25 protein-coding genes and 1 pseudogene are annotated in these 26,039 nt (G+C 34.7%); 25 read left to right on the top strand and 1 reads right to left on the bottom strand.

All coding sequences use genetic code 11. The annotated features are described in order from the left end of the window. Nucleotides 1-23: 23 nt before the first annotated feature. Genes V6C17_RS05545 through V6C17_RS05520 form a run of 6 tightly spaced genes read left to right on the top strand, consistent with a single transcriptional unit; the run spans nucleotide 24 to nucleotide 5,287 of the window. Complete coding sequence (locus tag V6C17_RS05545; protein WP_333521553.1) at nucleotides 24-626, top strand: CatB-related O-acetyltransferase; 603 nt, start codon at nucleotides 24-26, stop codon at nucleotides 624-626. 35 nt (nucleotides 627-661) lie between these two features. Then, the gene (locus V6C17_RS05540) at nucleotides 662-1,840 is read left to right on the top strand and encodes a polysaccharide pyruvyl transferase family protein (protein WP_333521552.1); all 1,179 of its coding nucleotides are present in this window, start codon (nucleotides 662-664) and stop codon (nucleotides 1,838-1,840) included. Nucleotides 1,841-1,897: 57 nt separating this feature from the next. Next, nucleotides 1,898-2,944, top strand: a complete 1,047-nt coding sequence (locus V6C17_RS05535; RefSeq protein WP_333521551.1) for an N-acetylneuraminate synthase family protein — start codon at nucleotides 1,898-1,900, stop codon at nucleotides 2,942-2,944. A 3-nt stretch (nucleotides 2,945-2,947) separates the two neighbouring features. Then, on the top strand, nucleotides 2,948-4,096 hold the full coding sequence (gene neuC, locus V6C17_RS05530) for a UDP-N-acetylglucosamine 2-epimerase (protein ID WP_333521550.1): 1,149 nt from the start codon (nucleotides 2,948-2,950) through the stop codon (nucleotides 4,094-4,096). Then, on the top strand, nucleotides 4,089-4,796 hold the full coding sequence (locus tag V6C17_RS05525; RefSeq protein ID WP_333521549.1) for an acylneuraminate cytidylyltransferase family protein: 708 nt from the start codon (nucleotides 4,089-4,091) through the stop codon (nucleotides 4,794-4,796). Before neuC ends, V6C17_RS05525 begins: the two co-directional genes overlap by 8 nt. A gap of 32 nt (nucleotides 4,797-4,828) precedes the next feature. Continuing rightward, on the top strand, nucleotides 4,829-5,287 hold the full coding sequence (locus tag V6C17_RS05520) for a VanZ family protein (RefSeq protein WP_333521548.1): 459 nt from the start codon (nucleotides 4,829-4,831) through the stop codon (nucleotides 5,285-5,287). 330 nt (nucleotides 5,288-5,617) lie between these two features. Here V6C17_RS05520 and V6C17_RS05515 read toward each other — a convergent pair. Further along, a pseudogene (locus V6C17_RS05515) lies at nucleotides 5,618-6,040 on the bottom strand (capsule assembly Wzi family protein); the annotation flags it as partial. A 412-nt stretch (nucleotides 6,041-6,452) separates the two neighbouring features. On the opposite strand from V6C17_RS05515, the gene V6C17_RS05510 reads away from it, so the two are divergent. The 19 genes from V6C17_RS05510 (at nucleotide 6,453) to V6C17_RS05420 (ending at nucleotide 26,016) form a co-directional block, all read left to right on the top strand. After that, entirely contained in the window at nucleotides 6,453-7,244 is a 792-nt protein-coding gene (locus V6C17_RS05510) for a tyrosine-protein phosphatase (RefSeq protein ID WP_333521547.1), read from the top strand. A gap of 84 nt (nucleotides 7,245-7,328) precedes the next feature. Further along, nucleotides 7,329-7,565 (top strand): hypothetical protein, encoded by a 237-nt coding sequence (locus V6C17_RS05505; protein WP_333521546.1) that lies wholly within the window; start codon nucleotides 7,329-7,331, stop codon nucleotides 7,563-7,565. 106 nt (nucleotides 7,566-7,671) lie between these two features. After that, nucleotides 7,672-8,301 carry a polysaccharide biosynthesis/export family protein gene (locus V6C17_RS05500; RefSeq protein ID WP_333521545.1) on the top strand — a complete coding sequence of 210 codons (630 nt, stop codon included), beginning with the start codon at nucleotides 7,672-7,674 and terminating at the stop codon, nucleotides 8,299-8,301. Between the two features lie 57 nt (nucleotides 8,302-8,358). Then, nucleotides 8,359-9,819 carry a GumC family protein gene (locus V6C17_RS05495; RefSeq protein WP_333521544.1) on the top strand — a complete coding sequence of 487 codons (1,461 nt, stop codon included), beginning with the start codon at nucleotides 8,359-8,361 and terminating at the stop codon, nucleotides 9,817-9,819. Nucleotides 9,820-9,823: 4 nt separating this feature from the next. Beyond that, nucleotides 9,824-10,519, top strand: a complete 696-nt coding sequence (locus V6C17_RS05490; protein ID WP_333521543.1) for a CpsD/CapB family tyrosine-protein kinase — start codon at nucleotides 9,824-9,826, stop codon at nucleotides 10,517-10,519. Between the two features lie 12 nt (nucleotides 10,520-10,531). Further along, nucleotides 10,532-12,442: a polysaccharide biosynthesis protein gene (locus V6C17_RS05485; RefSeq protein WP_333521542.1), complete on the top strand. Its 1,911-nt coding sequence runs from the start codon at nucleotides 10,532-10,534 to the stop codon at nucleotides 12,440-12,442. 44 nt (nucleotides 12,443-12,486) lie between these two features. Further along, nucleotides 12,487-13,314 (top strand): dTDP-4-dehydrorhamnose reductase, encoded by an 828-nt coding sequence (gene rfbD, locus V6C17_RS05480; RefSeq protein ID WP_333521541.1) that lies wholly within the window; start codon nucleotides 12,487-12,489, stop codon nucleotides 13,312-13,314. 35 nt (nucleotides 13,315-13,349) lie between these two features. Further along, entirely contained in the window at nucleotides 13,350-14,408 is a 1,059-nt protein-coding gene (rfbB, locus tag V6C17_RS05475; RefSeq protein ID WP_333521540.1) for a dTDP-glucose 4,6-dehydratase, read from the top strand. A 3-nt stretch (nucleotides 14,409-14,411) separates the two neighbouring features. After that, nucleotides 14,412-15,299, top strand: a complete 888-nt coding sequence (gene rfbA / locus V6C17_RS05470) for a glucose-1-phosphate thymidylyltransferase RfbA (protein ID WP_333521539.1) — start codon at nucleotides 14,412-14,414, stop codon at nucleotides 15,297-15,299. Next, complete coding sequence (gene rfbC, locus V6C17_RS05465; protein ID WP_333521538.1) at nucleotides 15,296-15,850, top strand: dTDP-4-dehydrorhamnose 3,5-epimerase; 555 nt, start codon at nucleotides 15,296-15,298, stop codon at nucleotides 15,848-15,850. Before rfbA ends, rfbC begins: the two co-directional genes overlap by 4 nt. A gap of 26 nt (nucleotides 15,851-15,876) precedes the next feature. Continuing rightward, the gene (locus tag V6C17_RS05460; RefSeq protein ID WP_333521537.1) at nucleotides 15,877-16,476 is read left to right on the top strand and encodes a sugar transferase; all 600 of its coding nucleotides are present in this window, start codon (nucleotides 15,877-15,879) and stop codon (nucleotides 16,474-16,476) included. A gap of 53 nt (nucleotides 16,477-16,529) precedes the next feature. Then, nucleotides 16,530-17,426, top strand: a complete 897-nt coding sequence (locus tag V6C17_RS05455; RefSeq protein ID WP_333521536.1) for an NAD-dependent epimerase/dehydratase family protein — start codon at nucleotides 16,530-16,532, stop codon at nucleotides 17,424-17,426. Nucleotides 17,427-17,493: 67 nt separating this feature from the next. Then, nucleotides 17,494-18,789, top strand: coding sequence for a hypothetical protein (locus V6C17_RS05450; RefSeq protein WP_333521535.1), 1,296 nt, complete (start codon nucleotides 17,494-17,496; stop codon nucleotides 18,787-18,789). A 4-nt stretch (nucleotides 18,790-18,793) separates the two neighbouring features. Beyond that, nucleotides 18,794-20,167 (top strand): capsular polysaccharide export protein, LipB/KpsS family, encoded by a 1,374-nt coding sequence (locus V6C17_RS05445; protein ID WP_333521534.1) that lies wholly within the window; start codon nucleotides 18,794-18,796, stop codon nucleotides 20,165-20,167. Beyond that, on the top strand, nucleotides 20,151-20,735 hold the full coding sequence (locus V6C17_RS05440) for an acyltransferase (protein ID WP_333521533.1): 585 nt from the start codon (nucleotides 20,151-20,153) through the stop codon (nucleotides 20,733-20,735). The genes V6C17_RS05445 and V6C17_RS05440 overlap by 17 nt, the downstream gene beginning before the upstream one ends. Beyond that, entirely contained in the window at nucleotides 20,732-21,868 is a 1,137-nt protein-coding gene (locus V6C17_RS05435) for an NAD-dependent epimerase/dehydratase family protein (RefSeq protein ID WP_333521532.1), read from the top strand. Before V6C17_RS05440 ends, V6C17_RS05435 begins: the two co-directional genes overlap by 4 nt. Next, a complete protein-coding gene (locus V6C17_RS05430; RefSeq protein WP_333521531.1) occupies nucleotides 21,869-22,864 on the top strand; it encodes a hypothetical protein in 996 nt (331 codons plus the stop codon). It begins immediately after the preceding gene. A gap of 64 nt (nucleotides 22,865-22,928) precedes the next feature. Beyond that, nucleotides 22,929-24,452, top strand: a complete 1,524-nt coding sequence (gene murJ, locus V6C17_RS05425) for a murein biosynthesis integral membrane protein MurJ (RefSeq protein WP_333521530.1) — start codon at nucleotides 22,929-22,931, stop codon at nucleotides 24,450-24,452. A 184-nt stretch (nucleotides 24,453-24,636) separates the two neighbouring features. Then, nucleotides 24,637-26,016 carry a mannose-1-phosphate guanylyltransferase/mannose-6-phosphate isomerase gene (locus V6C17_RS05420; RefSeq protein ID WP_333521529.1) on the top strand — a complete coding sequence of 460 codons (1,380 nt, stop codon included), beginning with the start codon at nucleotides 24,637-24,639 and terminating at the stop codon, nucleotides 26,014-26,016. Nucleotides 26,017-26,039: the final 23 nt, after the last annotated feature.

Raw genomic sequence — 26,039 nt, 5'->3', positions numbered from 1 at the left:
GAAGCAGTATAGAGGTGTTTTAGTTGAAAGAATACATTCGTAAAATCAAGTACTGTATTTTGGGACGTGGAAAAAAGTGGTCGTTAGAACATCCGGTTAGATTTATTAAAGAGGTTAAGATTAGCGAAAGAGTTTCTATCGGAAAATATAGCTATATAGTATCTGGCAGAATCTATTCGGATACAAAGATCGGAAGGTATTGCTCAATTGCCGAAAACGTAGCAATTGGTGCGCCAAATCACCCGAGTGATTGGCTCAGTACAAGTCCATTTCAGTATGGTGGCATATTTAAAACGAAAAGTAAGAGTATTAAGCACAAAGAAACAGGTGAAGGTACTAATATTGGGAATGACGTGTGGATAGGTGCGAATGTATTTGTTAAACGAGGAGTTAAAATTGGCGATGGAGCAATTGTTGGTGCGGGAGCAATAGTTGTTAAAGATGTACCTCCTTATGCTATTGTCGTAGGTAACCCAGCCAAAATTATTAAATATCGATTTGATTCAGCAACAATAGAACAACTGTTGGATTTAGAGTGGTGGAATTTAGACTTCGAGGTAATAAAAGATTTACCATATAATGACATCAAACGCTGTGTTAACCTTATTAATGAACGAACAAAATAATGTATTGAATAAATTTTCATAATAGGAGGACAAGTATGAGTTTAAAAACCTTACATGCCTTACATATAGCGAGTTTCAACGGGAATGTCGGAGATATTGGCAACCATATTGGCTTCAGGAGAACATTAGAAGAAAACTTAAACAGAAACTTCATTTATACAGACTTGGAAATCAGAGAGTTCTATCGATCGTGGAATCTTAGAAAGTTTGATGAAAATTTTGTTAAGATGGCCAACGATTATGATTTGATAATTATAGGCGGCGGTAACTTCTTCGAGGTGGCGTGGGACTATTCTAGCACTGGTACTACCATCGATATCTCAAAAGAAATTTTAGAGCGCCTGAAAACCCCTATTTTCTTTAATGGGGTCGGAGTAGATGATGGTAAGGGTGTCACAGAGAGTACGATTAATAAATTTGGGAGCTTTTTAACTTCGCTGACATCGTCGCCGAAATATATTGTTTCAGTCAGGAATGATGGTTCACAAGAAATTTTGCGTAAATATTACCCTAAAGATATTATTGAAAAAATATATAAGATACCAGATGGGGGATTCTTCGTTAAACCTAAGGGCTATATCCATCCAGAAATTGCCGAAGACAAAAAAATAATTGGTATCAATATAGCAGGAGATATGCCTACAATTCGGTTTAACCCCGAAATTGATGAAACACAAATATCTATGGATGAGTTTATTAAAGATTTTGCTGTTACTATAAATAAATTATTAGCAATGGACCCAAGCATACACCTAGTCTTTATTCCTCATATAATCAAAGATTACGAAATTATGACAAGGGTATTTAGCTGTATTAACGATGTATTTCTGAGAACTAGAGTAACTGTATCGCCATGCTTGAATGGAACTGTAACAGATGGAAGTTACATTTTTGATTTGTACAGTAAATGTGATTTAACAATTGGGATGAGGTATCACTCTAATGTATGTTCAATAGGGCAAGGCATACCAACTATTGGTTTATTAAGTTATCATAAGCATATAAAACTATACGAAGATATAGGTTTGGAAGATAGAGTAATAGAAGCTAATAAAAAAGGTTTTGCGCAAAAACTACTGGATAAGACGGTTGTAAGCTTAGCTTCTCTTGAAAGTTTAAAAATTGAAAATAGTCAAATAATGAGAAAAATGACCAAAGAAACAGAAGAATTCCATAAAAAACTTGATGAATGGCTGAAAATAAATGGTTTATAGAATTTTATAAACAGAGACTATCAGATGGATATCAATCAAGATTTGGAGGAGTAGAAAGTGGGAAAACCTAGTTTTTTTATCGGAAGTATTGGAATTGGAAATGGCTTTAAGCCGGTTGTTATTCCTGAAATAGGTATAAATCATGAAGGTAGTATAGAAGTAGCAAAAGAGATGGTAGACGCAGCGGCTGCAGCTGGCGCAAGGCTTATAAAACACCAAACTCATATTGTCGAAGACGAAATGAGTAGTGCGGCTAAAAAGGTAATACCGGGTAACGCTGATGTTTCAATTTACGATATAATGGCGAGATGCGCATTAGATGAAGAAGAAGAAAAAGAGTTAAAACTATATACAGAATCTAAAGGTCTTGTTTATTTAAGCACACCATTTTCGCGAGCTGCAGCCGAGAGGCTTGAGCGATTAAATGTATGTGCTTATAAAATCGGTTCAGGTGAAATGAATAATTACCCTTTGTTAGACTATATTGCGTCATTTGGTAAACCAATGATAGTGTCAACTGGTATGAATGACCTTGCAAGTGTTGCAAAAGCAGTTGATGTTTTGGAAAAAAGAGGTGTAGACTATGCATTAATGCACACCACGAACTTATATCCGACTGCCCCTAGACTTGTGCGGCTTGGAGCAATGCAGCAGTTAATGGATGAGTTTAAAGATATACCTATTGGGTTATCCGACCATACCCTAAATAATAACGCTTGCATTGCTGCTATGGCGCTTGGGGCGTCATTAGTAGAGCGGCATTTTACTGACCATATGGGAAGGACTGGCCCGGATATTATATGCTCAATGGATAAAATGGCGTTAGCAAATCTTCTGAGAGCCGCTGAAGAAGTGCCGCTGATGCTTGGCGGAGAGAAAAAGGCTGCAGCCGAAGAACAAGTTACAATAGATTTTGCTTTTGCCACAGTTGTTTCTACACGAGACATTAAAGCTGGTGAAACATTTACAGCAAGCAACCTTTGGGTAAAACGGCCTGGCACAGGTGAAATATTAGCGGAAGAATATGAAAAGATCCTGGGACGAAAGGCTACCTGTGATATTCCCAATGACACGCATATTAGATTTGATATGATAGAGGGTTAGCTAATGGCAGTTAAGAAAAAAATACTTTTTATTACTGGGACGCGAGCAGACTACGGTAAGCTAAAGCCATTGCTTAAAGCTATCGAGGCAAGTAGTAATTTTGAAAACTATATATTTGTCTCTGGCATGCACCTGCTAGCTCAATATGGCAATACCTATAACGAAGTATTAAAAGATAACTATAAAAATGTTTACGTGGCATTTGGACTTGAGCATTCAAGCAGCATGAGTATAAATTTAGGAAATACAATTAAGCAGCTGACGGGCTATGTAGCACATGTCAAACCTGATATGATTATTGTTCACGGCGATAGGCTGGATGCATTAGCTGGTGCAGTTGTTGGGGCTCTAAACAATATATTGGTTGCTCACATTGAGGGCGGAGAAGTATCAGGTACTATTGATGAATCAATTCGTCATGCTGTATCAAAATTTTGTCACATACATTTCACTTGCAATTCAGAAGCCTCCAAGCGCCTTCTGCAGCTCGGAGAAAACTCTGATACTGTTTATGAAATTGGATCGCCCGACATAGATATTATGCTTTCAGGTTTATTACCGGACATAGATGAAGTAAAACGGTATTACGGGTTACCCTTTAATAATTATTGTATCCTAATGTATCATCCAGTAACCACCGAATATAGCAGGGTAGCCGAAAACATAAAACAAGTAATAGATGCAGTAATTAAATCCAAAAGGAATTATGTGATCATTTATCCTAATAATGACCTAGGCTCTGAAATTATCTTAAATGAGTATAATCGCGTTAAAAATAACGAACATGTTAGGATGTTCCCCTCACTAAGGTTTGAATACTTTTTAACCTTGTTAAAACATGCAGATTGCATTATAGGCAATTCAAGTGCGGGAATTAGGGAATCTTGCGTGTATGGTATTCCGGCGATTGATATTGGGACAAGACAATCAGGTAGATATGACCTGAAAAAAATGAGTAATATCCAGCATGTAACTGAAGACACAGCTCAAATCTTGAGTGCCTTGAAATGTTTGGAGAACTATCGATTAGTATCTAAACATTTTGGGGAAGGGACTAGTACCGAGATGTTCATGGAAGCTTTAAACAATCCTAATTTATGGGATATAAAAATCCAAAAAAGATTTATTGATTTAGGTGAGATTAATGTTTGATAACAAAAAAATACTAGCATTAATACCTGCTAGGGGCGGAAGCAAAGGCATCAAAAACAAAAATATAAAAGAACTTAATGGAAAGCCCTTAATAGCATATACAATTGAGGCCGCCTCAGCCGTGGATATGATCGATGATGTCATAGTTACTACAGATAGTCCGAAAATAGCTGAAGTTTCTCAACAATACGGTGCTACCGTCCCTTTCTTAAGACCAGCTCATCTTGCAGGAGACACTGCAAAAACTATTGATGCAGTTTTACATGCAATCCAATGGTTAGAAGATAACGGGAAAAAATATGATATTTTAGTGTTGCTTCAGCCAACACAGCCTCTTAGGAGTTCGAGCGACATACAAAAGGCAATAAAAGTTTTTCTGCAAGAAAGTTGCAAAAGTTTGGTTAGTGTCAGCCCGGTTAATGATAATCCTGTTTTAATTCGAACGTTGAATTCAGATATGACTGTTAATAAGTTATTAAGCCAGAATAGTACTGTCCGTAGGCAAGATATGGCCGAGTATTATCATGTAAATGGAGCGATATATATAAATTATATTAAAGATTTAACGGTGTTAACTAGCTTTAATGACAATGAATCAGCTTATATTATGGATAAGAGAAACTCAGTTGATATTGATACCCATCTAGACTGGATTATTGCTGAAAGCTTGATTGCAAGTAATAGCTTAAAGAGTGATTAAACATTCAATAAATATAAAAAAGGAATGAGAAAATGAGAGGGATCTATTTTCTAATTTCGGCAATAATTATGCTCATGATTTTCTATTTTTCTAACATTCCTAATCTTCATGTCATATCCGACTCTCAAGTGCCTATATGGTGGAAGAAGCTAATTAAACTAACATATATCAAAATAGGCAGTGATGGATTTTTTTCTTACTCCTTTAGTTTGCATCCAAACTTTATAATCCATAAAATAGGACATATTGTTTTTTATGGTTTACTGGGAATTGCTATTTTTCTAGCAACTAACCGTTCTTTAAAGTGGGCTGTAATAATAGCTGCTATATTTGCATTAAGTGACGAGATTCACCAAGGATTTGTTCAAGGCAGAAGTTCAAGATTTTTTGATATATTACTTGATGTAACAGCAACTATCACATTTGCAGGAATTTTTAAATATCTAAAAAAAAAGCAAAAAAAGAAACCACGGAAGTTACAGCCGAATTAAAATGACAAAAATACCAAATGTATAATATACATTTGGTATTTTACGTTTACTATAACGTTGGTAATAATTTTAATATTGCTTAACCAAATTTAAGTTTAATAAGTAATCACGGTCAGTTAATCCAGCGATATAATTGGTATTTTTAATATTAGCCATTCCGAATGAAGCAGCTAAGGACAAATCCTGTTTTAATTTATGACGAGAGGAAACCCAAATTGAATCTATCTATTGAGGAGTATTCGCTGACGCCTGCTGAATTAATCGTTCAAAATTAAAGGAAATCTGTGAAGCATTTGAGGTATGGTGTTGCGTCGTTACCCATCGCGTCACCTAAAATATCACCTTTATGTACGTAGCCATTTGTATACAAAGAGTGTGTATACCATGACTACCAGTGCGAGCCCACTCTAACTCAGCATCCCAATCACCTGCCTTTGATAAACGAGGCAGATAAATACCTAAAAGTGGTGCTACTTTGGAGGGATCTGGTATAGGCCCAAGCATTTTTGACTGGTCTTCACCATATAGTTCACCATACATTTGAACTCCGCTGAGATTTTGAATACGCCAGCGGAAATCAAAACCAGCGATGGAATTCCACTGGTCTATATGAGCTGTTTCAGTATTTTTACCTGTTAAAAAATCCCAATAATCACTGCCGCTAAGTGCATGACCTTTACCGCCAATTATTGAAGTGCGGGATATACCGAATGTAAAGTTTTTGTTGGGAGTAAAGTCGCCTCGAAAGCCAACAAGTGAAGGAGATTGAACTTATCTTAGTTAATATCAAAACGAGGTGCTAAGCTAATAATAACACTCTTATCCACAGGTTTTTCAAACCGGAATCTAGATACCCCGCTTGCATTCTGCGCGTACTTATAACCATTGTTATTAATATTTAATGGCTGGTAAATTATGACTTACGAATAACAATAAAATAAATGATAAAAGAGTTATTTTTCTAAATTCAAACACAGAATCTCCCCTCTTAATGAGTATATAATTTACAACTCTTAATGTGTAAATTACATACAAAATAGGACAATGACACCAGAGGGTATAAGACAATGTTCCTGAAGATTTGCATAACAGGATTAGACAATCTTATGTAGAAATATAAATAAGTTGTCATATATAGTCTTATAAGGTAAAGGAGTAAGCAGTCATGTACGATATGCATATACATATAATACCAGAAATAGATGATGGGGCTAAAGATTTAGAAACTACCATCGCTATGCTTAAAATTGCAGCGCAAAATGGTACAACTAAAATTGTAGCTACACCTCATGTAATAGAAGGAAACTGGTTACCGGATTGGGATACTATCCTCGCAGGTTGTAAAAAAGTCAAAAACGCAGCAGACGAACTGGGTATTAAAATGGATATTTACCCGGGCGGGGAAGTTGCAATGCATATGGATATCCTTGAGCATATCAAAGGCCCTGGCCCTTACTGTATTAACGGAGGACGTTATCTATTGGTGGAATTGCCGGCAGCTGAAGTACCTGACTACGCCGAGGATTTCTTTTTTATTCTACAAACACGTGGAATAACCCCTATAATTGCTCATCCAGAAAGGCATCCAATATTAGCAAAAGACCCAAATAAACTTGCAGATTGGATAAATAAAGGTATACTTACTCAGATGAATTTTTCAAGTCTAATAGGGAAAATGGGAGAGCGGGCGATGAAAACAGCCGAACTTTTTATTGCAAATAACATGATTTATATTGCTGGCTCAGACGCCCATAGTACCCGAACTAGAAACCCTGACATGACTCAAGGGATATCTAGACTTCAAAGCTTGATAGGAAGCGAAAGAACAAATAATATTATCAATGTAAATCCAAAGGCAATAGTAGATAATCAAGATGTGTTCATAAATGAAATAGCTAAAGTGCAAATGAAAGATAAGTCCAATCTATTAAATAAAATATTATCGGTTTTTAAGTGATTTAAGACGGAAACTAATAGTACTCTTTCTGTGGCGCTTAAGTCCAATTGCTAGTTATTGTACTTTGCATTTCTAGGAGGTTTTATGAATAAGGTATCGGAGATACAAAGTCCTAAGAAACAGCTATCTGATTTAGGGTGCTACGGATACCAAATAGATAATATCCCAAACGATGTAATCGGGACATCACAAGTGAAAGATACTAGAAACCAGCAGCAAAAGCAACTGATAGAGGTATTACAAAGTTACATCATTTTTGCAAATATATGTTATAAAGGCAAGAAAATACAACCCGTCGCTATTGCAAGACGGGTTTATTGAATTTTCAGACATATAATTGGTAAATTATGTAGGTGTTTGTCGAAGCAGGAGACTGACTAGTCCGGTCGAACTATACATGCAAATGATCATAATAAGGAGGACTAATGTGAAGAGTTTTATTAAGTTTATTTTGATAAATCTAGCACTTGTTGTAATAATTCCGTTAAATAGTGTATATGCACAGGATTATTGTCTTGATGCCGGAGATATATTGAGTGTTAGTGTTTGGGGCTATGAAGAGCTGCAAGTAAAAGATCTGATTATAAGACCGGATGGTAAAATTGCTTTCCCTTTAGTTGGTGAGATATCTGCAACGGGAAAATCTACTTTTGAACTAACAAGTATATTGACAAGAGGTTTATCAGAATATGTCAAAGATCCTAAGGTAACAGTGAATATAGCTAAATACCGTACAACAAGGGTATATCTATTAGGACAAGTAACTAAACCAGGTATGTATGAAATTGAAAAGCAACACAATTTGCTTGATGCTATTGGGATCGCAGGTGGGTATACGAAAGATGCGGCCAAGAAAAAGGTGCATATTATTCGTAAAGATGGAGAAAAAATCAAAGCTAACCTTTTAGATATCCTTACTAAAGGAGATATGAGCCAGAATTTTGCACTTAACGATGGCGATGTTGTTTACCTAAGTGACAATGGTCGGATTGATTTTGCAAAAGATATTCTACCTTGGATATCCGCAACTTACCAAGTTAGTCGTATCGATGAGTAATCTATTTCTAGAGAAAATCAGATACGGTACTTCAATTAACAAATCGGAGGTTAAACAATGGAAGAAGCAACGCTCGACTTGAGAGATATTATAAAAACTATAAAAAAACGCAGAAAAATTATTATTTGTACATTTGCAGGCTTTGTTACTCTTGCATCTGCAGTTAGCTTCGTATTACCTCCTACATATGAGGCTGAAACAACGCTTCGGGTTAAGCAGCCTAAGGGACTGGCTAGCTCACTACTGTCTGATTTGCCGATGGGGAATGCATCAGCTACGAAACAACTGATGTCAACATATGCAGAAATACTTAAGAGTCGTACTGTGCTAGAAGAAGTTATTACTAAAACTCAATCCGATAAAGAGGAAATACCTGATTACGATGACATGCTTAAGCGAATTACTACACAGCCAGTTAAGGATACTGAGATACTAAAAATAAAGGTTACTGCAAAGTCACCTGAAGAAGCACAGTTGGTTGCTAATACGCTCGTTGCTTCCTTTAATGAAAGGCTTACACTATTAGCTCGTTCCGAACAAAGTGTCGTTCGGCAATTTATTGGCGATCGTCTGAAAGAATCAAAATTGGAGCTTGAAAAAGCCGAAGCGGCCTTAAGGCACTATAAGAGTGAACATAAAGTTACAGATCCTTCAGTTGAAACTAAGGCATTAATTGATATGATGTCATCCATTAATAAAATTTCAGCCGAAAATCAAGTAACCTTAGCTGCTACACAAGGAAAATTGGCTAATTCAAAACAGCAGATAGTCAGCGAAAAGCCTGGGTTTATTGCTGATAATCAACTTATTAGTCAATATAAAACTAAACTGGCTGAACTTCAAGTAAGTCTAGTAGAGCTTTCACAGAAATATACGGAGAAGCATCCTCAAGTTGCAGCAACAAGAGCTGCCATTCAAGAGACTGAAGCTAGGCTTAATACTGAAATCAGCAGAGTGGTTAATGCTGAGTCTCCATCGATGAACCCCATTCATCAAATTTTACTTCAAAGCCAGATTATGGCCGAAGCCCAAATCGCGGCTAGTGCTGCGCAGAAAGGTGCAATTTCAAACATAATTAAGCAAAATGAGCAAGAGATATCAAAGCTTCCTGTAAAGGAGCAAGGTTTAGCTAAGGTAATGCGTGATGCCGCTGTAGCTCAGGAAATATATGTAATGCTTGCTAAACGCCACGAAGAAGCGCGTATCAGCGAGGTCATGCAGCCGACAGATGTTCAAATCATAGATAGCGCTACACTTCCAGATGAACCTATAAAACCTAAGAAGAGCCTCAATATAGCAATTGCAGCTATACTTGGCCTATTTGTTGGTACAGGCTTGGCATTTGGTCTTGAGTATATGAACAAGTCAATCCGCACTGCAGACGATGTAAATCATTATTTAGACCTTCCAGTTCTAGGAAGTATACCCCATTTTGATAATGAATATCATACTCCTAAACAAAATCTATGGGCAAGAATAAAACAAATAATGGTTGCTAAAGTTCAAAGGGGAGCGTGAGGTTATGTCTACACAACGAAGACTTATTGTACAAGAACAGGCTAAGTCCCCAATTGCTGAGGCTTATCGGACGTTGAGGACTAATATACAGTTTTCAAGAGCAGATGGAGAACTTAAAATATTAATGTTTACCAGCTCGGGACCTGGTGAAGGCAAATCAACAACTGCTGCAAATACAGCCGTTGCTATGGCCCAGGCAGGGAAAAGTGTAATATTAGTAGACTGCGACTTAAGGAAGCCAGTCCAGCATAAAATATTTGCTAAACAAAATAGAGGGGTAACAAATATTCTGGTTGAAGAGCGATCGGCTATTGCCTTGCTTCAAGAGACAGAAGTAGATAATTTAAGGATATTACCAAGCGGACCCATACCACCGAACCCATCAGAATTACTAGGCACAGAAGCAATGCAGCAAATAATAAACAACTTAAAACAGGAATGCGATATGCTAATCATCGATGCTCCCCCAGTTGTTGCAGTTACCGATGCCTCGGTTTTAGCCTCTAAGGTCGATGGTATTATTCTTATTGTTAACTCTGGAACCAATAGACCCGAAATGGTTCAAAAGGCAAAAGAGTTGCTGGTTAAAGCTAACGGACACATTTTGGGTGTGGTGCTGAATCGCGTGGAAATTGAAGAAGAGCATGCTTATTACTACTATTATTATGGTAATGAAGATAATAAAAAAGGTGTACGTTAGGGAGTGTAAAGTGTGCGACGGCGAATTCTATCTTTGCTTTTAATGTTTGCTGATGTATGTATAGTGTCATTAGTACCTTTTATTGCGTTATATATACGTTTTGAGGGAGTCATACCAAATAATTATTTGTATGCACTATTGCGATTTATTCCGGTAATTATCGCAGTAAGAATTTCCATATTTTATTTTTTTGGACTATATAATCGATTATGGCGATATGCAAGCATTAATGAATTATTATGCATTGTTGGTGCTGTGACAGTAAGCACCTTAATCTTAACAACATATCTAATATACATTAATGCAGGAGTGCCGCGTAGTACGCACATATTAAGCTGGTTCCTAAATATTCTACTCATTGGAGGTATTCGTCTAGCAGTTAAAATTTATTACTATTTTAGAAACAAAACAAAAGAGTGCAACACGCAGTCAAATCTACTTATAATTGGAGCTGGCGATGCCGGTGCAATGATAGCCCGTGAGATGATTTACCGATATCATGATTCTAGAAAATTAGTTGGCTTTGTTGACGATGATCCTCTTAAACAGAAGAAAGAAATGTTTGGTGCCAGGGTTCTCGGCACGCGTGAGAACATCCAATCAATTGTTCAAGATAACTGCGTAAATGAAATTATAATTGCAATGCCTTCCATAACTGGTAACGCAATTAGAAAAATTATTAATGAATGTAAAAAGACTAAATGTGAGCTTAAAATACTACCAGGGTTGTACGAACTCATAGATGGTAAGGTTACAGTTCAACAGTTAAGGAATGTTGAAGTTGAAGATTTGCTTCGTCGTGAACCAGTAAAATTGGATATAGACGAAATTTCTGCATATTTAACTGGTAAAACTGTATTAATTACTGGAGCCGGAGGATCAATTGGCTCTGAACTTTGCCGCCAAGTGGCAAAAATTTCACCACAGTCGGTAGTGCTTTTAGGCAAGGGTGAGAATAGTATCTATGAAATTCATCGAGAATTGCTAGAAAAAAACTCTGACTTAAGGATTATACCGATCATTGCTGATATTCGTGATAAAAATAGAATATATTCAATTTTCGCTGAATTTCGACCCCAAGTTGTTTTTCATGCCGCTGCGCATAAACATGTACCGCTAATGGAAGCTCAGCCTGCAGAAGCAGTCTTAAATAATATCTTTGGTACTAAAACTGTTGCAGAAGCTGCAGATAGATTCAACGTCGAAACTTTTATAATGATATCAACTGATAAAGCTGTGAATCCAACTAGTGTAATGGGAGCTACGAAAAGAGCTGCTGAAATGATAATTCAGCATTTAAATAATATTAGTAATACAAAATATGCCGCCGTAAGATTTGGCAACGTTTTAGGTAGTCGTGGAAGTGTAATTCCATTGTTCAAAAAACAAATTGCCAAGGGTGGTCCCATAACTGTTACTCATCCTGATATGAATCGTTATTTTATGACTATTCCGGAAGCTACCCAACTTGTTCTTCAAGCAGGTGCTATGGCTAGAGGGGGCGAGGTTTTTCTACTTGATATGGGGCAACCTGTTAAGATAGTAGATTTAGCCCTAGATTTAATTAGGCTCTCGGGGTTGGAATTTGAAAATATTCAGATAAAATATACTGGGCTTAGACCTGGTGAAAAGCTATTTGAGGAGTTATTAACAGATGAAGAAGGGACAACCTCTACTAAGCATACTAAAATATTCATTGCAAATCTAAATCCTATCGATACTAAAAAGCTCATTACAATCCTTTTGTCACTAGAAACCAAGAGAAATAGCTGTAATGAAATTAAGAACCTTTTATTTCAATTGATTGGGACCTATAAGCCGTATAAGGTTAAAGATCAGAATTTGGAACATAACGTAAGTATACAAAATAAAAGCACAGAAACGCTCCTTAAAAATCCTGAAGTTTTAGGTATAGGAAGCTAATATTAATTCTGCTATTTTTTGAAATAGATAGGAGACTAACCCTTATGAAAATTCTCGTAACTGGTTCGAATGGGCAGCTTGGAAGGGCTATCGCAAAACAATTCAAGGATCAGCATGATTTAATTTTACATGATATAGAAACACTTAACATTACTGAATTTAATGAGGTAAATGTTAAATTACAATCAGAATTACCCGATGTTATTATAAATGCTGCTGCCTATACTAATGTAGAAAAAGCAGAGGAAGAAATTGAGCAGGCGTTTAAAATTAATGCTATTGGTGCTCAAAATCTTGCTATAGTAGCTAAAAAAATTCAAGCCAAATTATTCCACATTAGTACTGATTATGTATTCGACGGGAAAAAGGGATGCATATATAATGAATTCGATACCCCCAATCCACTCTCAATTTATGGGGAAAGTAAATATTGGGGAGAATTGCTAATCCAGCAAAGTGGTTGTAAATGTTTTATTTTGAGAACTTCATGGCTGTACGGTGACGGAAATAATTTTGTTCGTACTATGTTAAGGCTATCAGAGAATAAGGATGAAATCTCTGTAGTATCTGATCAATATGGCTCCCCGACTTATACCAAAGACTTAGCCTTGGTTATTGAAAAGCTGATGTATACTGATTTTTATGGTTTATATCATGCCTCGAATAACGGCGTATGTTCATGGGATAGCTTTGCAAAAAAGGTATTTGAAATAACCGATAAGTCAACAAAAATTAAATCAATTAGTACAGAGGAATATCCTTCTAAAGCCTTGAGGCCGAAGTATTCAGTAATGGAAAACAAAATGTTGCAGTTACGAGGAATAGACATGAGATCCTGGGAGGAAGCGCTGACAGAGTTTCTAATAGGCTGATTTAGTAATGACAATTAGAAATAGGGGAGATATTCTTGAAAACATTATTAGTTACTGGTGGTGCAGGCTTCATTGGAAGTAATTTTGTACGCACAGCTATTAAATGTGATAATTATAAAATAATAAATTTAGATAAACTTACTTACGCAGGGAATATTACTTCTCTTGATGATTTAACGGGCAATCCTAATTGTGTATTTATAAAGGGGGCGATTGAAGATAGGACTCTAGTAGCCGAAATTATTAGGAAATATAAGCCAGACGCAATAGTTAATTTCGCGGCTGAGTCGCATGTAGACAGATCAATTGATGACCCGCGTGACTTTATTCATACTAACATTGTAGGAACTTATGAATTGTTAGAAGCTGCTCGTTTCTATTGGGTGGGATTGTCTAACCAAGATAAAAAAGCCTTTCGCTTTTTACATATATCTACTGATGAAGTATATGGATCATTGGGACAAAGTGGATATTTTACAGAGGAGACTCCTTATGCTCCAAACTCTCCATATTCCGCATCTAAAGCGGCGTCAGACCACTTAGTCAGGGCATACCATCACACTTATGGTTTACCAACGTTGACCACAAACTGCTCTAATAATTATGGGCCTTATCAATTCCCAGAAAAATTGATACCACTTATGATCTTAAACGCACTCTCAGGTAGGTCACTTACTGTATATGGGGATGGGTTGAATATAAGGGATTGGCTGTATGTTGAAGATCATTGTAATGCAATTATAACTGTACTGGAAAACGGCAATATTGGCGGTACTTACAATATTGGTGGGCATAATGAAAAAACCAATTTAGAAATCGTGCATATAATCTGTGATATTTTAGATATTGACAAACCACGTGCGGATGGTCGCTCCTACCGTCAACAAATAATATTTGTTAAAGACCGACCAGGTCATGATAGACGCTACGCTATAGATGCTACGAAAATGAAGACTGAGCTTGGGTGGATACCTAAAGAGTCTTTCAAAACTGGTATTCAGAAAACAATTAATTGGTATTTGAACAATCCTGTATGGATTGAAAATGTGTGCAGTGGGAAATACCGTGGCGAAAGGCTCGGGGAGGGTATCTAGGAGATGGCTATTAGAAAAGGAATAATTCTAGCAGGTGGTTCAGGAACTAGGCTTTATCCGCTGACAACTGTAGTTAGCAAACAGCTAATGCCTATTTACGACAAACCTATGATTTACTACCCGCTATCTACATTAATGCTGTCTGGTATAACTGATATATTAATGATTACAACCCCTCAGGACCAGCCCTTATTTCAGACTATGTTAAACGATGGAAGCCAATGGGGAATTAATTTATCTTACGCTGTACAGCCTAATCCGGATGGGCTAGCACAAGCTTTTATAATAGGGAAAAATTTTATTGGGTCTGATAGTTGTGCATTAATACTTGGGGACAATGTTTTTTATGGACATGGTTTAACGGAAAGCTTACAGCAAGCTGCAAACTTTGATCAGGGCGCTACTGTATTTGCTTATTGGGTTAAAGATCCCGAACGTTATGGCGTTGTAGAGTTTGATAAAAAGGGGAATGCAATCAGTATAGAGGAAAAACCCGTAAAACCTAAATCAAATTATGCGGTAACCGGGCTTTACTTTTACGATAATCAGGTTGTGGATATTGCGCTAAACTTAAAGCCTTCGAAGCGGGGAGAACTAGAGATAACAGATGTAAATCGGATGTATCTGGAAAAAAAGAGCTTACGAGTGGAAACACTAGGTCGTGGTTATGCGTGGTTAGACACAGGAACACATGAGTCTTTGCTCCAGGCAGCAAATTATATCGAGACAGTACAACAACGTCAGGGTTTAATGGTTGCTTGCCCGGAAGAAATAGCCTATCGTAAGGGGTTTATTAGTGTCGACCAAGTACGTAAGTTAGCGAACGTACTAAAGAAAAATGGTTACGGTCAATATCTACTCAATCTAATCCAGGATGGTGAACCTGTATGAACGTAATTGAGACTAAATTACCAGGGGTATTAATTATAGAACCCAAAGTACATGGAGATGAACGGGGCTTTTTTATGGAAACTTGGCATCAGTCTCGTTATGAGAAATATGGAATTCCTTCTATATTTGTTCAAGATAATCTCTCTTTTTCCCGAAAGGGAGTACTACGGGGGTTACATAGCCAAAACCCAAACTCGCAAGGAAAACTAGTTCATGTATTACAGGGAGAAGTATTTGATGTAGCAGTAGATGTAAGGTATGGGTCTAAAACCTTTGGAGAGTGGGTAGGGGTAACGCTATCTAGTGACAACAAACGGCAGCTTTACGTACCTGAAGGATTTCTGCACGGTTTTTGCGTTCTAAGTGAAACTGTTCTATTCGGTTATAAATGTACTAATAAGTACAACCCACAAGCTGAACTAGGGGTATTGTGGAATGATCCAGATATCGATATACATTGGCCAATTAGTGACCCAATAGTATCTGATAAAGATAAGGAAAATTCCCGACTTTGCGAACTTGATAGCAGCTTGCTAGTTTTCAGATCATAATTAAATGCAAAAAGAAATATAGAGGTGTGGTTTGTATTATCGGATATGATAATTTAAAACGATTTTTAGATATTATTCTTTCTTCGATGGCAGTTTTAGTTCTTTGGCCGCTATTTCTGGCGATTGCTATTCTTATTAAAATAGATTCCAATGGCCCCGTGCTTTTTAGGCAAAAACGTATATGTAAACATAAAAAAGAATTCTATATACTTAAGTTTAGAACTATGAAAATAGATACCCCTAAGGATATGCCTACACATATGGTTCAAAATCCAGAAATGTATATAACTAGAGTAGGAAGAATTCTAAGGAAATCAAGTTTAGACGAAATACCTCAAATCTTTAATATATTAAAGGGAGAAATGAGTATAGTAGGTCCACGGCCTGCGCTATGGAACCAGTATGATTTAATTGAGGAAAGAGATAAATATGGTGCTAATAATATTGATCCTGGACTGACAGGCTGGGCTCAAATAAATGGACGAGATGAGTTGCCCATAGATGTTAAGGCTAAGTTAGATGGAGAGTATGCTAATAAAATGTGCTTTATTTTTGATGCCGAAATTTTCTTTAAAACTATATTCAGCATACTTTTAAGAGATGGTGTAAAAGAAGGGGCGAGGTAAAATTAAATAGCATAAAAAGTAAATTTGTACTATTATTCCGTGGAGGGAAGTATATGTTGTTTGTCACTGGTATCACAGGTCATACGGGGAGATGGTTTCTGGATAGATTAATTAAGGAAAACTACCAAGGGAAAATACGTTGTTTAGTTAGGGAAAACAGTAATACAGAAATGCTAGATAAATCGGGACTTTCAATAGAAAAGGTTAATGGTAGCCTTACTGATAAGACTTTTTTAGAATCTTCAATGGCTGGTGTTAAAATTATAGTACACATTTCAGGAATATTGTTTTCCAATAATGTGGTAGAAGCAGCAATTGCAAATAATGTAAGATGGGCTATTTTAGTCCACACAACTGGACGATATTCAAAATATAAAAGTGCTTCTGACGAGTATATTAGAATCGAAGACGATATACTGAATTTGAGAGATAAAATTAGTATTACGGTATTGAGGCCAACTATGATATACGGATCCTCCAAGGATAAAAATATGTTCAAGCTAATTGATTATCTATATAGGAATAAAATTTTCCCTTTGTTTGGAGAGGGGGAAAATTTAATGCAGCCAGTACATGCAAAAGATTTGGGATATGCGTATTATGATGTGCTGTTAAATAAAGATAAAACTCTAAATAAAGAATATAATTTGTCGGGAAAGAGACCAATACGGTATATAGATTTAGTAAAATGTGTTTCTCAAAAACTGGAGAGAAAGAATTATATAGTCAATTTGCCTCTGTGGTTCTCAATTATCTCGGCCAAAATCTATAATAAGATTAGCAAAAATGCTATTATTTCTGTTGAACAGGTTCTTAGAATGCAGGAAGACAAAGATTTTGATTATGAAAATGCAACAAAAGATTTCGGATATTCACCTGTTTCGTTTGAGGACGGGATTAAAGAGGAGATTAAAGAATACCTCGATAATTTTGAAATGCAGCGATTATAAAGATTTATTCAAATATTTAAAGATACTTAGCACTTTAAATGTACAATTATGAATAAGGAAGAAATTTATGGTTATTAGCGTAAAAAAATTGATAGAGTTCTTTATTACAATAATATTTGTATTGCTATCTTATTACGATACCTTTTTTGTAAAGACACTTTTAATATGGATGATTGCATACTCCGTTATTAAAATAACTAAAACAAAAAGCCAAATATTATTAATACTTCAGTTGTTTATGTTGACTTATTTTTTATACATCATTCCGTTTATCTTTTTTGAATTGCCTCTTTCGATTTATCAAGTCCTATTTGACCCTGATATGTTTGACAACGTATCAGGTGTTCTTCGAGTACAAAGTATATTTCTGGTAGTGTTCATTTCTTTACTACCAATAAAGGAAGAAACTCCAATCCGTAGGATGATGCAAATTAGTAATGCTAATGTTCCGTATATTCTTTCCTTGCTTTTGATGGTTATTTCTTTCGCGGATATTCCTTTCGGAGAGACAATTTTAGAGTCAATGTATAGTATTGATACTGCAAGCACAATTTATTTTGATTATTTTTTAATTTTTGCACTAATTAATTATAAGTTTTCTTCAAGTAAGTTTCAAAAAGGTCTTAACTGTGCGTTAATACTATTAATGGCTGCTATGCCGTTATTATTTGGTAAAAGGCTAGCTTCTGTGCAACTTTTCATCTTATTCTTTATCCTTTTTATCGAAGGAAACTATAAAACTATATATATATATATATTAACTATTGCTGGTTATGTACTAAACAGTTTATTTGCATTTTATAGAGTACATTCGAATCAAAGTTTAATTGGCGGATTGTTTGGATTGAATGATAATGATATTTTAAATAATAATCAAACAGGAGTCTGGTTTGCGTCTGAAATTATATATAAATTAATTGGTGATGGTATATTTGACTTAGAATTTAGGTTAAAAAGCATTGTAGGTACATTCTTAAACAGTTTTTTGCCCACATCTCTAACACCAAATGAAGCGTTGGTTAATATCTATATAATGGAGAATGGACTTGCTCCCTTACCAGGTAATGGAGGGCTAGTCGGGATATCTGGGTATTTATGGTTTGGGTACCTAGGCACATTGTTATTCGCATATATTCTTGGTAGACTAATTTTTAAAGGATTTCAGACAAATAAACAGGTGTATGTTTGCTGGACAATACTTTTACTTTGTACACTACCAAAATGGTATACGTACAATATCAGAATAGTTTTTAAATTTGCATTTGTTTACTTTACCCTGTACTATCTTTCAACTCTACTAGCTAAATTTTCGTCAAGACCTAAAGTAATCAATAAAAATAAGATATCTATTCGACTGGAGTAATAAGATGAAAATTGTTACCCTTGGCTATTATGGCAGTTTTTCGCGATACTTTAAATACTTGCAAAAAAATATATCAAAATTAAGTAAAGAGATAGAATATTTTAATATGAGCATATATCCTTCAGCTCATTTATATTGGAAAAACCAAGGTGAAAGGTCGGTATTTCTACCCAAAGAAATACGCAAAGTTAGAATTTCTAATATTGACGAAATTGGCGAAATATATAAAAGAATCAATATAGAAGATGTTATGAAATACCATTTGCAGTTGCTGGGAATAAAGCGAGATACCTGTCAATATCGTAAATTGAAGATAGTTGCATTAAAATACATTGAATATTTTGATCAGGTTTTTAAGAAACATAATTTCGATATTTTCATTTGCAGCGGCGATAGTAGAATGTTCGTTGAGATTGCAATCTTAATTGCACAAAGATATAATGTTAAGATTTTCTACTTCGAACAAGGTCCATATGATACTACTATTATTGACGAAAAAGGAGTAAACGCTAATTCTTCTTTCAGAAACTATTTAATCAAAAATGAAATTGATGAAAATAAATTAGAGAAATTCATAACAAGGGAAAAATCACCGAAGTTTTATAAAAATGAATATACATACTATGCTCTTAAAATCTTAGATTTAATGTATTTATCACCTCCTTTAAAGAATATTTTCCCTATTGAACTAGTTGCCGAAAGTAGTTTTATTAATCTAGCTATACGTAATTTAAAACGGATATTATCATTGAAAAATAAAATAAAATCAAAATTAGAAGTACCTAAAAAATCCATTTTATTAATCTTACAGGTTCCTTACGATGTTCAAATGATGTTTAATTCACCTCTTTTTAATGATTTTACTGAAATGGTTGAAGAGATACATAAGAGTATCCCAAGGGAATATAATCTTATCGTTAGAGAACACCCACTATATATTCATAACTACGATGTAAAAATGTATGATTATATAAAAAATAATAATATTTTACTAATCAATGATTTGCCATTAGGTGAAATGATTAAACAAAGTGAAGTTATTGTTGTTAATAATTCGACTGTTGGATTAGAGGCATTAGTCCATTATAAACCTTTAGTAATCTTGGGTGATAGTTATTATGATAGCCATGAAGTTGGCTTTAAGGTAAATTCAAAAGATGATATTGTAATTAAAATTAAAGAGGCAATAGAGAATAACATTCCTAAAAATAGAATAAACAAATTTTTATATAATCTATTTTTTGAATATCTATTTGAAGGTCATTTTCAGGACAAAGATCTAAAGTCGGGCGATACAATAGCGCAACATATATTGACGAGATTTTATAGTGGTCAGATATCAAGAATAGGAAGCGATGGTCATGAATGCCATAAATAAAATTTATAAAATCTATTGGCTTATCAAAACACAGATATTTTTTAGATTTATATTGAAGAAAATTGGGGCTTTATCAATTATTATTAAGCCATTAAAATTAACTAATCCGCAGAATATTATCATTGGAAATGATGTTATTATTAATGACTTTAATTGGTTATACACCCATGATAAACATTCATCTCTTATTATAGATTCGGGTTCTAGAGTTGGCCATTTTTGTCACATCGTATCTAAGAATAGGGTTGTAATTGGAAGGAATGTATTAGTCGCTGATAAAGTTTACATAAGTGATAACTATCACGAATACGAGGATATCACTAAACCAATATTGAAGCAGCCAATAAATTCTAAGGGAGAAGTATATATAGGTGATAACAGTTGGATTGGTGAGAATGTAAGCGTAATAAGCTGTAGAGTGGGTAAGCATTGCATAATAGGGGCCAATTCAGTTGTCAATAAGGATATACCCGATTATTCAGTAGCAGTTGGTTCACCTGCTAAAGTAATAAAGAGCTACAACTTTGATAGCCAAAAATGGGAAAATTTAGAGGGGAGTAAATTATGAATAATAGAGTTTTAATTACTGGCGGGGCCGGATTTATAGGCAGTAACTTAGCCAATAAATTAATAGAAAAAGGCTATATAGTGACAGTATTAGATAACTTATCAAAGCAAATACATGGAGAGAACCATGAGGATTCACCACTATATAAAAATATTAAGCACAAAGTTTCTTTTATTTATGGAGATGTAAGAAATAAAGCTGACTGGGAAATAGCATTAAAAAATCAAGACTCAATTATTCACCTTGCGGCCGAAACTGGTACTGGACAATCTATGTATGAAGTTGAAAAATATTCTGATGTAAATGTTTCAGGAACTGCTATTATGTTGGATTTAATCCAAAACAAGAAATGTGAAATAAAGAAAATTGTAGTAGCTTCGTCAAGAGCAATATATGGTGAAGGAAAATATCATTGTGCTGAGCATGGGGAAATATATCCTTTACAAAGAACGCAGCAATGTATGCTTAAAGGAGATTTTCAAATCAAATGTCCTTGTTGCAATAAGGATGCAAGAGAAATTCCTACTTCCGAAGATTCATTAACAAACTGTTTATCAATATATGCATTAACAAAATATATGCAAGAAAATATGTGTATGATGATAGGGAAGGCTATGGATATACCGGTTGTATCGCTGCGATACCAAAATGTGTATGGGCCTGGACAATCTTTGGCTAATCCATATACTGGAATATTATCAATATTTTCAACACGAATCAAGAATGGAAATGATATCAATATATTTGAAGATGGTAAGGAATCAAGGGATTTTGTATATATAGATGATGTAGTAGATGCAACTATTTTGGCGCTAGAAAAAGAAGAAGCGAATTATGAATGTTTTAATGTAGGAAGTGGCAGGCCTGTCAATGTCTTAGAAGTTGCAGAATTACTTAAAAAGAAATTTAACTCTGATATTCATATTCACATAAGCGGTAATTATAGAATTGGTGATATTAGACATAATTATGCTGATCTTTTAAAAATTAAAAAAATGTTGGGATTTGCTCCCAAATATGAATTTGAATATGGTATATCAAGATTCGTGGACTGGGTTAACAAGCAGGCTATCAATGATGATAATTATGATAGGTCAATCGAAGAGTTGAAAGTTAAGGGGCTGTACAAATAGATGTCCGATTTCCAATTGAAAAATAAGAGAATTCTATTTTTTTCGCCTAGATTTTTCGGATATGAAATGGAGGTAAAGAAAAAGTTAGAACTGATGGGAAATATGGTTGATTTCTTCGATGAAAGGCCTTCTAATACCGTTTTATCCAAAGCTTTATTAAGAATAAATAACAAATTTCTTGTACAAGCAATAAATACATATTACGAAGAAATAATTCGTAAAGTCAGAGATAAGCAATACGATTATATTTTTTTTATAAAAGGCGAGTCGGTTACCAGTGAGATTCTAAAAAGAATAAGAACAATCTTTAATAAAGCAAAAATGATACTTTATTTATGGGACTCAATAGAAAATATTAAAAATATAGATGAAAAAATTCAATATTTTGATGATGTATTTACATTTGATCTTCATGATGCTAAAAAGTTTAAGGACCTTAAGTTTAGGCCTTTATTTTACATAGATGAATATAAGTATCAAAATAGTAATAACCTTGCTTACGACTGTTGTTTTATTGGAACTATACATTCCGATAGATATGCGTTAATTGAGAATATTAAGCATGACTTAGAAGCTAAAGGCTTAAGTGCATTTTTCTATATGTTTATCCCAGCAAAGCAATTGTATTATTATTTAAAAATATTTAATAGCAGTTTCCGGCACACTAAATCAAGTGATTTTAATTTTAAGCCTTTATCATTTCAAGAAATAAAAAATACGATTCTTTTATCTAAGACTGTCTTAGATATTCAACATCCAAAACAAAGCGGCTTAACTATGAGAACGATAGAGATGCTTGGGATGAGAAAAAAGTTAATTACTACAAATCCTAACATAAAAGATTATGATTTTTTTAATCCCAATAATATATTATTGGTCGATAGAGAAAGTCCAAAAATTGAATGTTCTTTTATAAATGGAAAGTACGAAAAAATAGACGAAACTATTTATGACAAATATAGTTTAGAGTTTTGGATAAAGGATGTTTTTTTATAACTTAAGTGTTTATTTATGAAAACTTGTTTATTGATTTTATTTCTAAACTAAATTGGGGTAAGCTATGAAAAAAACAGCCTTAATTTTAATGGTACTGACGATAGTCTCCAAAATAGTAGGATTTCTAAGAGATGTAACTTTGTCCTATTATTACGGAACTTCTGGAATAAGTGATGCATATTTAATTTCTCTTACTATTCCTGTTACGATATTTTCATTTGTAGGAACAGGATTGGCTATAAGCTATATTCCTATGTACAGCCGTATAAATAGAGAGTTTAATATTCAAAGGGCGGATAGGTTTACAAGTAGTGTTATAAATTTTTTGCTAATGATATGTACTTTGATAACCTTTATGGGTATAATTTTTGCCGGTCCAATTGTAAAGTTATTCGCTTCTGGATTTGAAGGTGAAACTTTAAACCGTGCTATTCAATTTACTCAGATTAGCATTGTAGCAGTATATTTTTATGGTATTATTTCAATTTTTAAAAGTTACTTACAATTAAAAAGTAGTTTTGTAATACCTGCTTTAGCCGGTATAATTCCCAATTTATTTGTCATTTTTTCAATTATTATAAGTGCTAAATTTGATGTCATATTCTTATCGATAGGTACTACTATTGGAGTAATTATTCAGCTTTTGTATCTTATCCCTTTTATCCGTAAGGAGGGGTATAAATATAGTTTTATATTTGATACAAATGATAAGTATTTGAAAGAAATAATGTATCTTTCACTTCCAGTTATAGTAGGCAGTTCGGTTGACCAAATTAATGTATTAGTGGATAGGACAATCGCTTCGCAGATAGCTACTGGCGGTATTTCTGCGTTAAATTATGCAAATCGTCTAAATTTATTTATCCAGGGGATATTTGTTGCTTCTATAACTACTGTTATTTATCCGGTCATTTCTCAAATGGCAGCGGAAAAAAACATATCTGGTCTAAAAAAGACGCTAGCTGAAGCTATTAGTGGGATTAGTTTACTTGTCTTACCAGCCACTGTCGGAGCCATGATTTTTGCAGAACCGATTGTAAAGCTTTTATTTGGTAGAGGGGCATTTGATTATCACGCCATTTATATGACGTCATATGCTTTGTACTTTTTTTCAATAGGTATGGTTGGTTTTGGCTTACGGGAAGTGCTAACGCGGGCTTTTTATGCACTTCAAGATACTAAAACACCAATGATAAATGCAACGATCGCTATGGTACTCAACATAGTTTTAAATATCATTTTATCAAGGTATCTCGGTATAGGTGGTTTAGCATTAGCAACTAGTATTTCGGCTATATTATGTACAATTCTATTATTTATAAGCTTAAGGAAAAAAATAGGCGCTTTTGGGATTAAGAATTTAACAATATCATTCTGCAAAATCTTAACTGCATCTATAGCAATGGGATTAATTGCAAAGTATACCTTCGGTACTTTTACTGGCAGTTTTAGTGAAAATATTTCATTAATTCTTTCGATCTGCATAAGCGCAGTCGTGTATATCATAATGATTTATTTTATGAAGATAGGAGAAGTTGATAGTATAGCTAGCAAAATTCGAGTAAGATTTTTTAAAAAGTTTATATAATTAGAATTGATTAACAAAGAATAATCCGATTAATGTAAAATTAGATTTCCTGCTATAAACTCAACTCGGTTGTTTTTAATGTGGAGCTTATAATTCTTATAATACCTTTCCAGAAGGAGCATTATAATATATTAAAGAATATATTATAATGCTTTTTGCATTTTCCTAAAGGAGAAATTAAAATATGAAAATAGTTATTTTAGCTGGTGGCGGTGGTACTAGATTGTTTCCGCTCTCGCGAACCTGCTACCCAAAACAGTTTATAAATGTGGGCGAAGATAAATCACTTTTTCACAAGACAGTTGAACGGTTTCTTCCAATTGTAAGCCCATCCGATATTATCATAGTGACTCACCAGGAATACTTTCATCATGTCAAGGCAGAATTAGAACTATGTGGTTCTTCAGATGCTCACATTTTACTCGAGCCTATGAGAAAAAACACAGCGCCTGCAATTACCTTAGCTGTTCGCTACTGCTTAGACAAACTTGGAGTTGCAGATCATGAGGTTATTCTAGTTACTCCATCAGATCATGTTGTAAAACCGGAAGACGGGTTTAATGCTGCAGTTAAACAGGCCGCTGAAATAGCAAAAAACGATGTGATTGTTACATTTGGGATAAAGCCTGACGAGCCGAAAACAGCTTATGGGTATATTCAAGCTGGTGACAAACAAGGCAGTGCTTTTACTGTTAAGTCTTTCCGAGAAAAGCCGGACAAAGAAACTGCTGAAAAATATATGGCAGATGGTAATTATTATTGGAATTCGGGTATTTTTGCCTTTAATATAAAGAGCTATCTTGATGAACTGAAAACATATCAGCCAGATATGCTAAGGTTAGCTAGTGATATTGATAGTCTAATAAGCAACTTTGAACATTTGCCTAATATTTCAATAGATTATGCTATAGCTGAAAAATCTAAAAAGGTAGTGACTATTCCGGTAACTGCCGATTGGAAAGATATTGGGTCATGGGATGCTATATATGATGTGCTAAACAAAGACAACGATGGCAATGCCGTTCATGGGGATTGCGTTGCTTTAGATTGCAAAAATAGTCTGCTTGTGGGACATAATCGCTTAGTAGCAGCTGTTGGCCTTGAAGATTTATTGGTGGTAGAAACAAGCGATGTAGTTGTTGTAGCTAGGCGGGAAGAGTCACAAAAAGTAAAAGAATTAGTTGCTGAATTAAATAAGCGTGGACGTAAGGAAATATGTGAGAATACGACTATGTATCGGCCTTGGGGAAACTATACAGTACTAGGTGAAGGACCAGGCTATAAAATGAAAAAAATAGTTGTAAATCCCGGTCAGAGGTTAAGCCTACAAATGCATTATCATCGCAGTGAGCACTGGATTGTGATTGGCGGCACAGCTAAGGTAACTCTTGATAGTGAAGAGAAAATGGTGCATGAAAACGAGAGTATTTTTGTACCGCAAACTACGAAGCACAGACTTGAGAACCCGGGTAAAATACCTCTTGAAATAATTGAGGTGCAAAATGGCGTCTATCTGGAAGAGGATGATATAGTGCGCTTTGAAGATGTGTATGGTAGAACGTAATTAACTAAAGGGCGTGAAAAGTA

It is taken from the genome of Dendrosporobacter sp. 1207_IL3150, from assembly GCF_036763085.1.
Taxonomy (GTDB): domain Bacteria; phylum Bacillota; class Negativicutes; order DSM-1736; family Dendrosporobacteraceae; genus JBAIYU01.
Note: the sequence above shows the minus strand (reverse complement) of the source record. Positions and strands in the feature narration are given on the sequence as shown.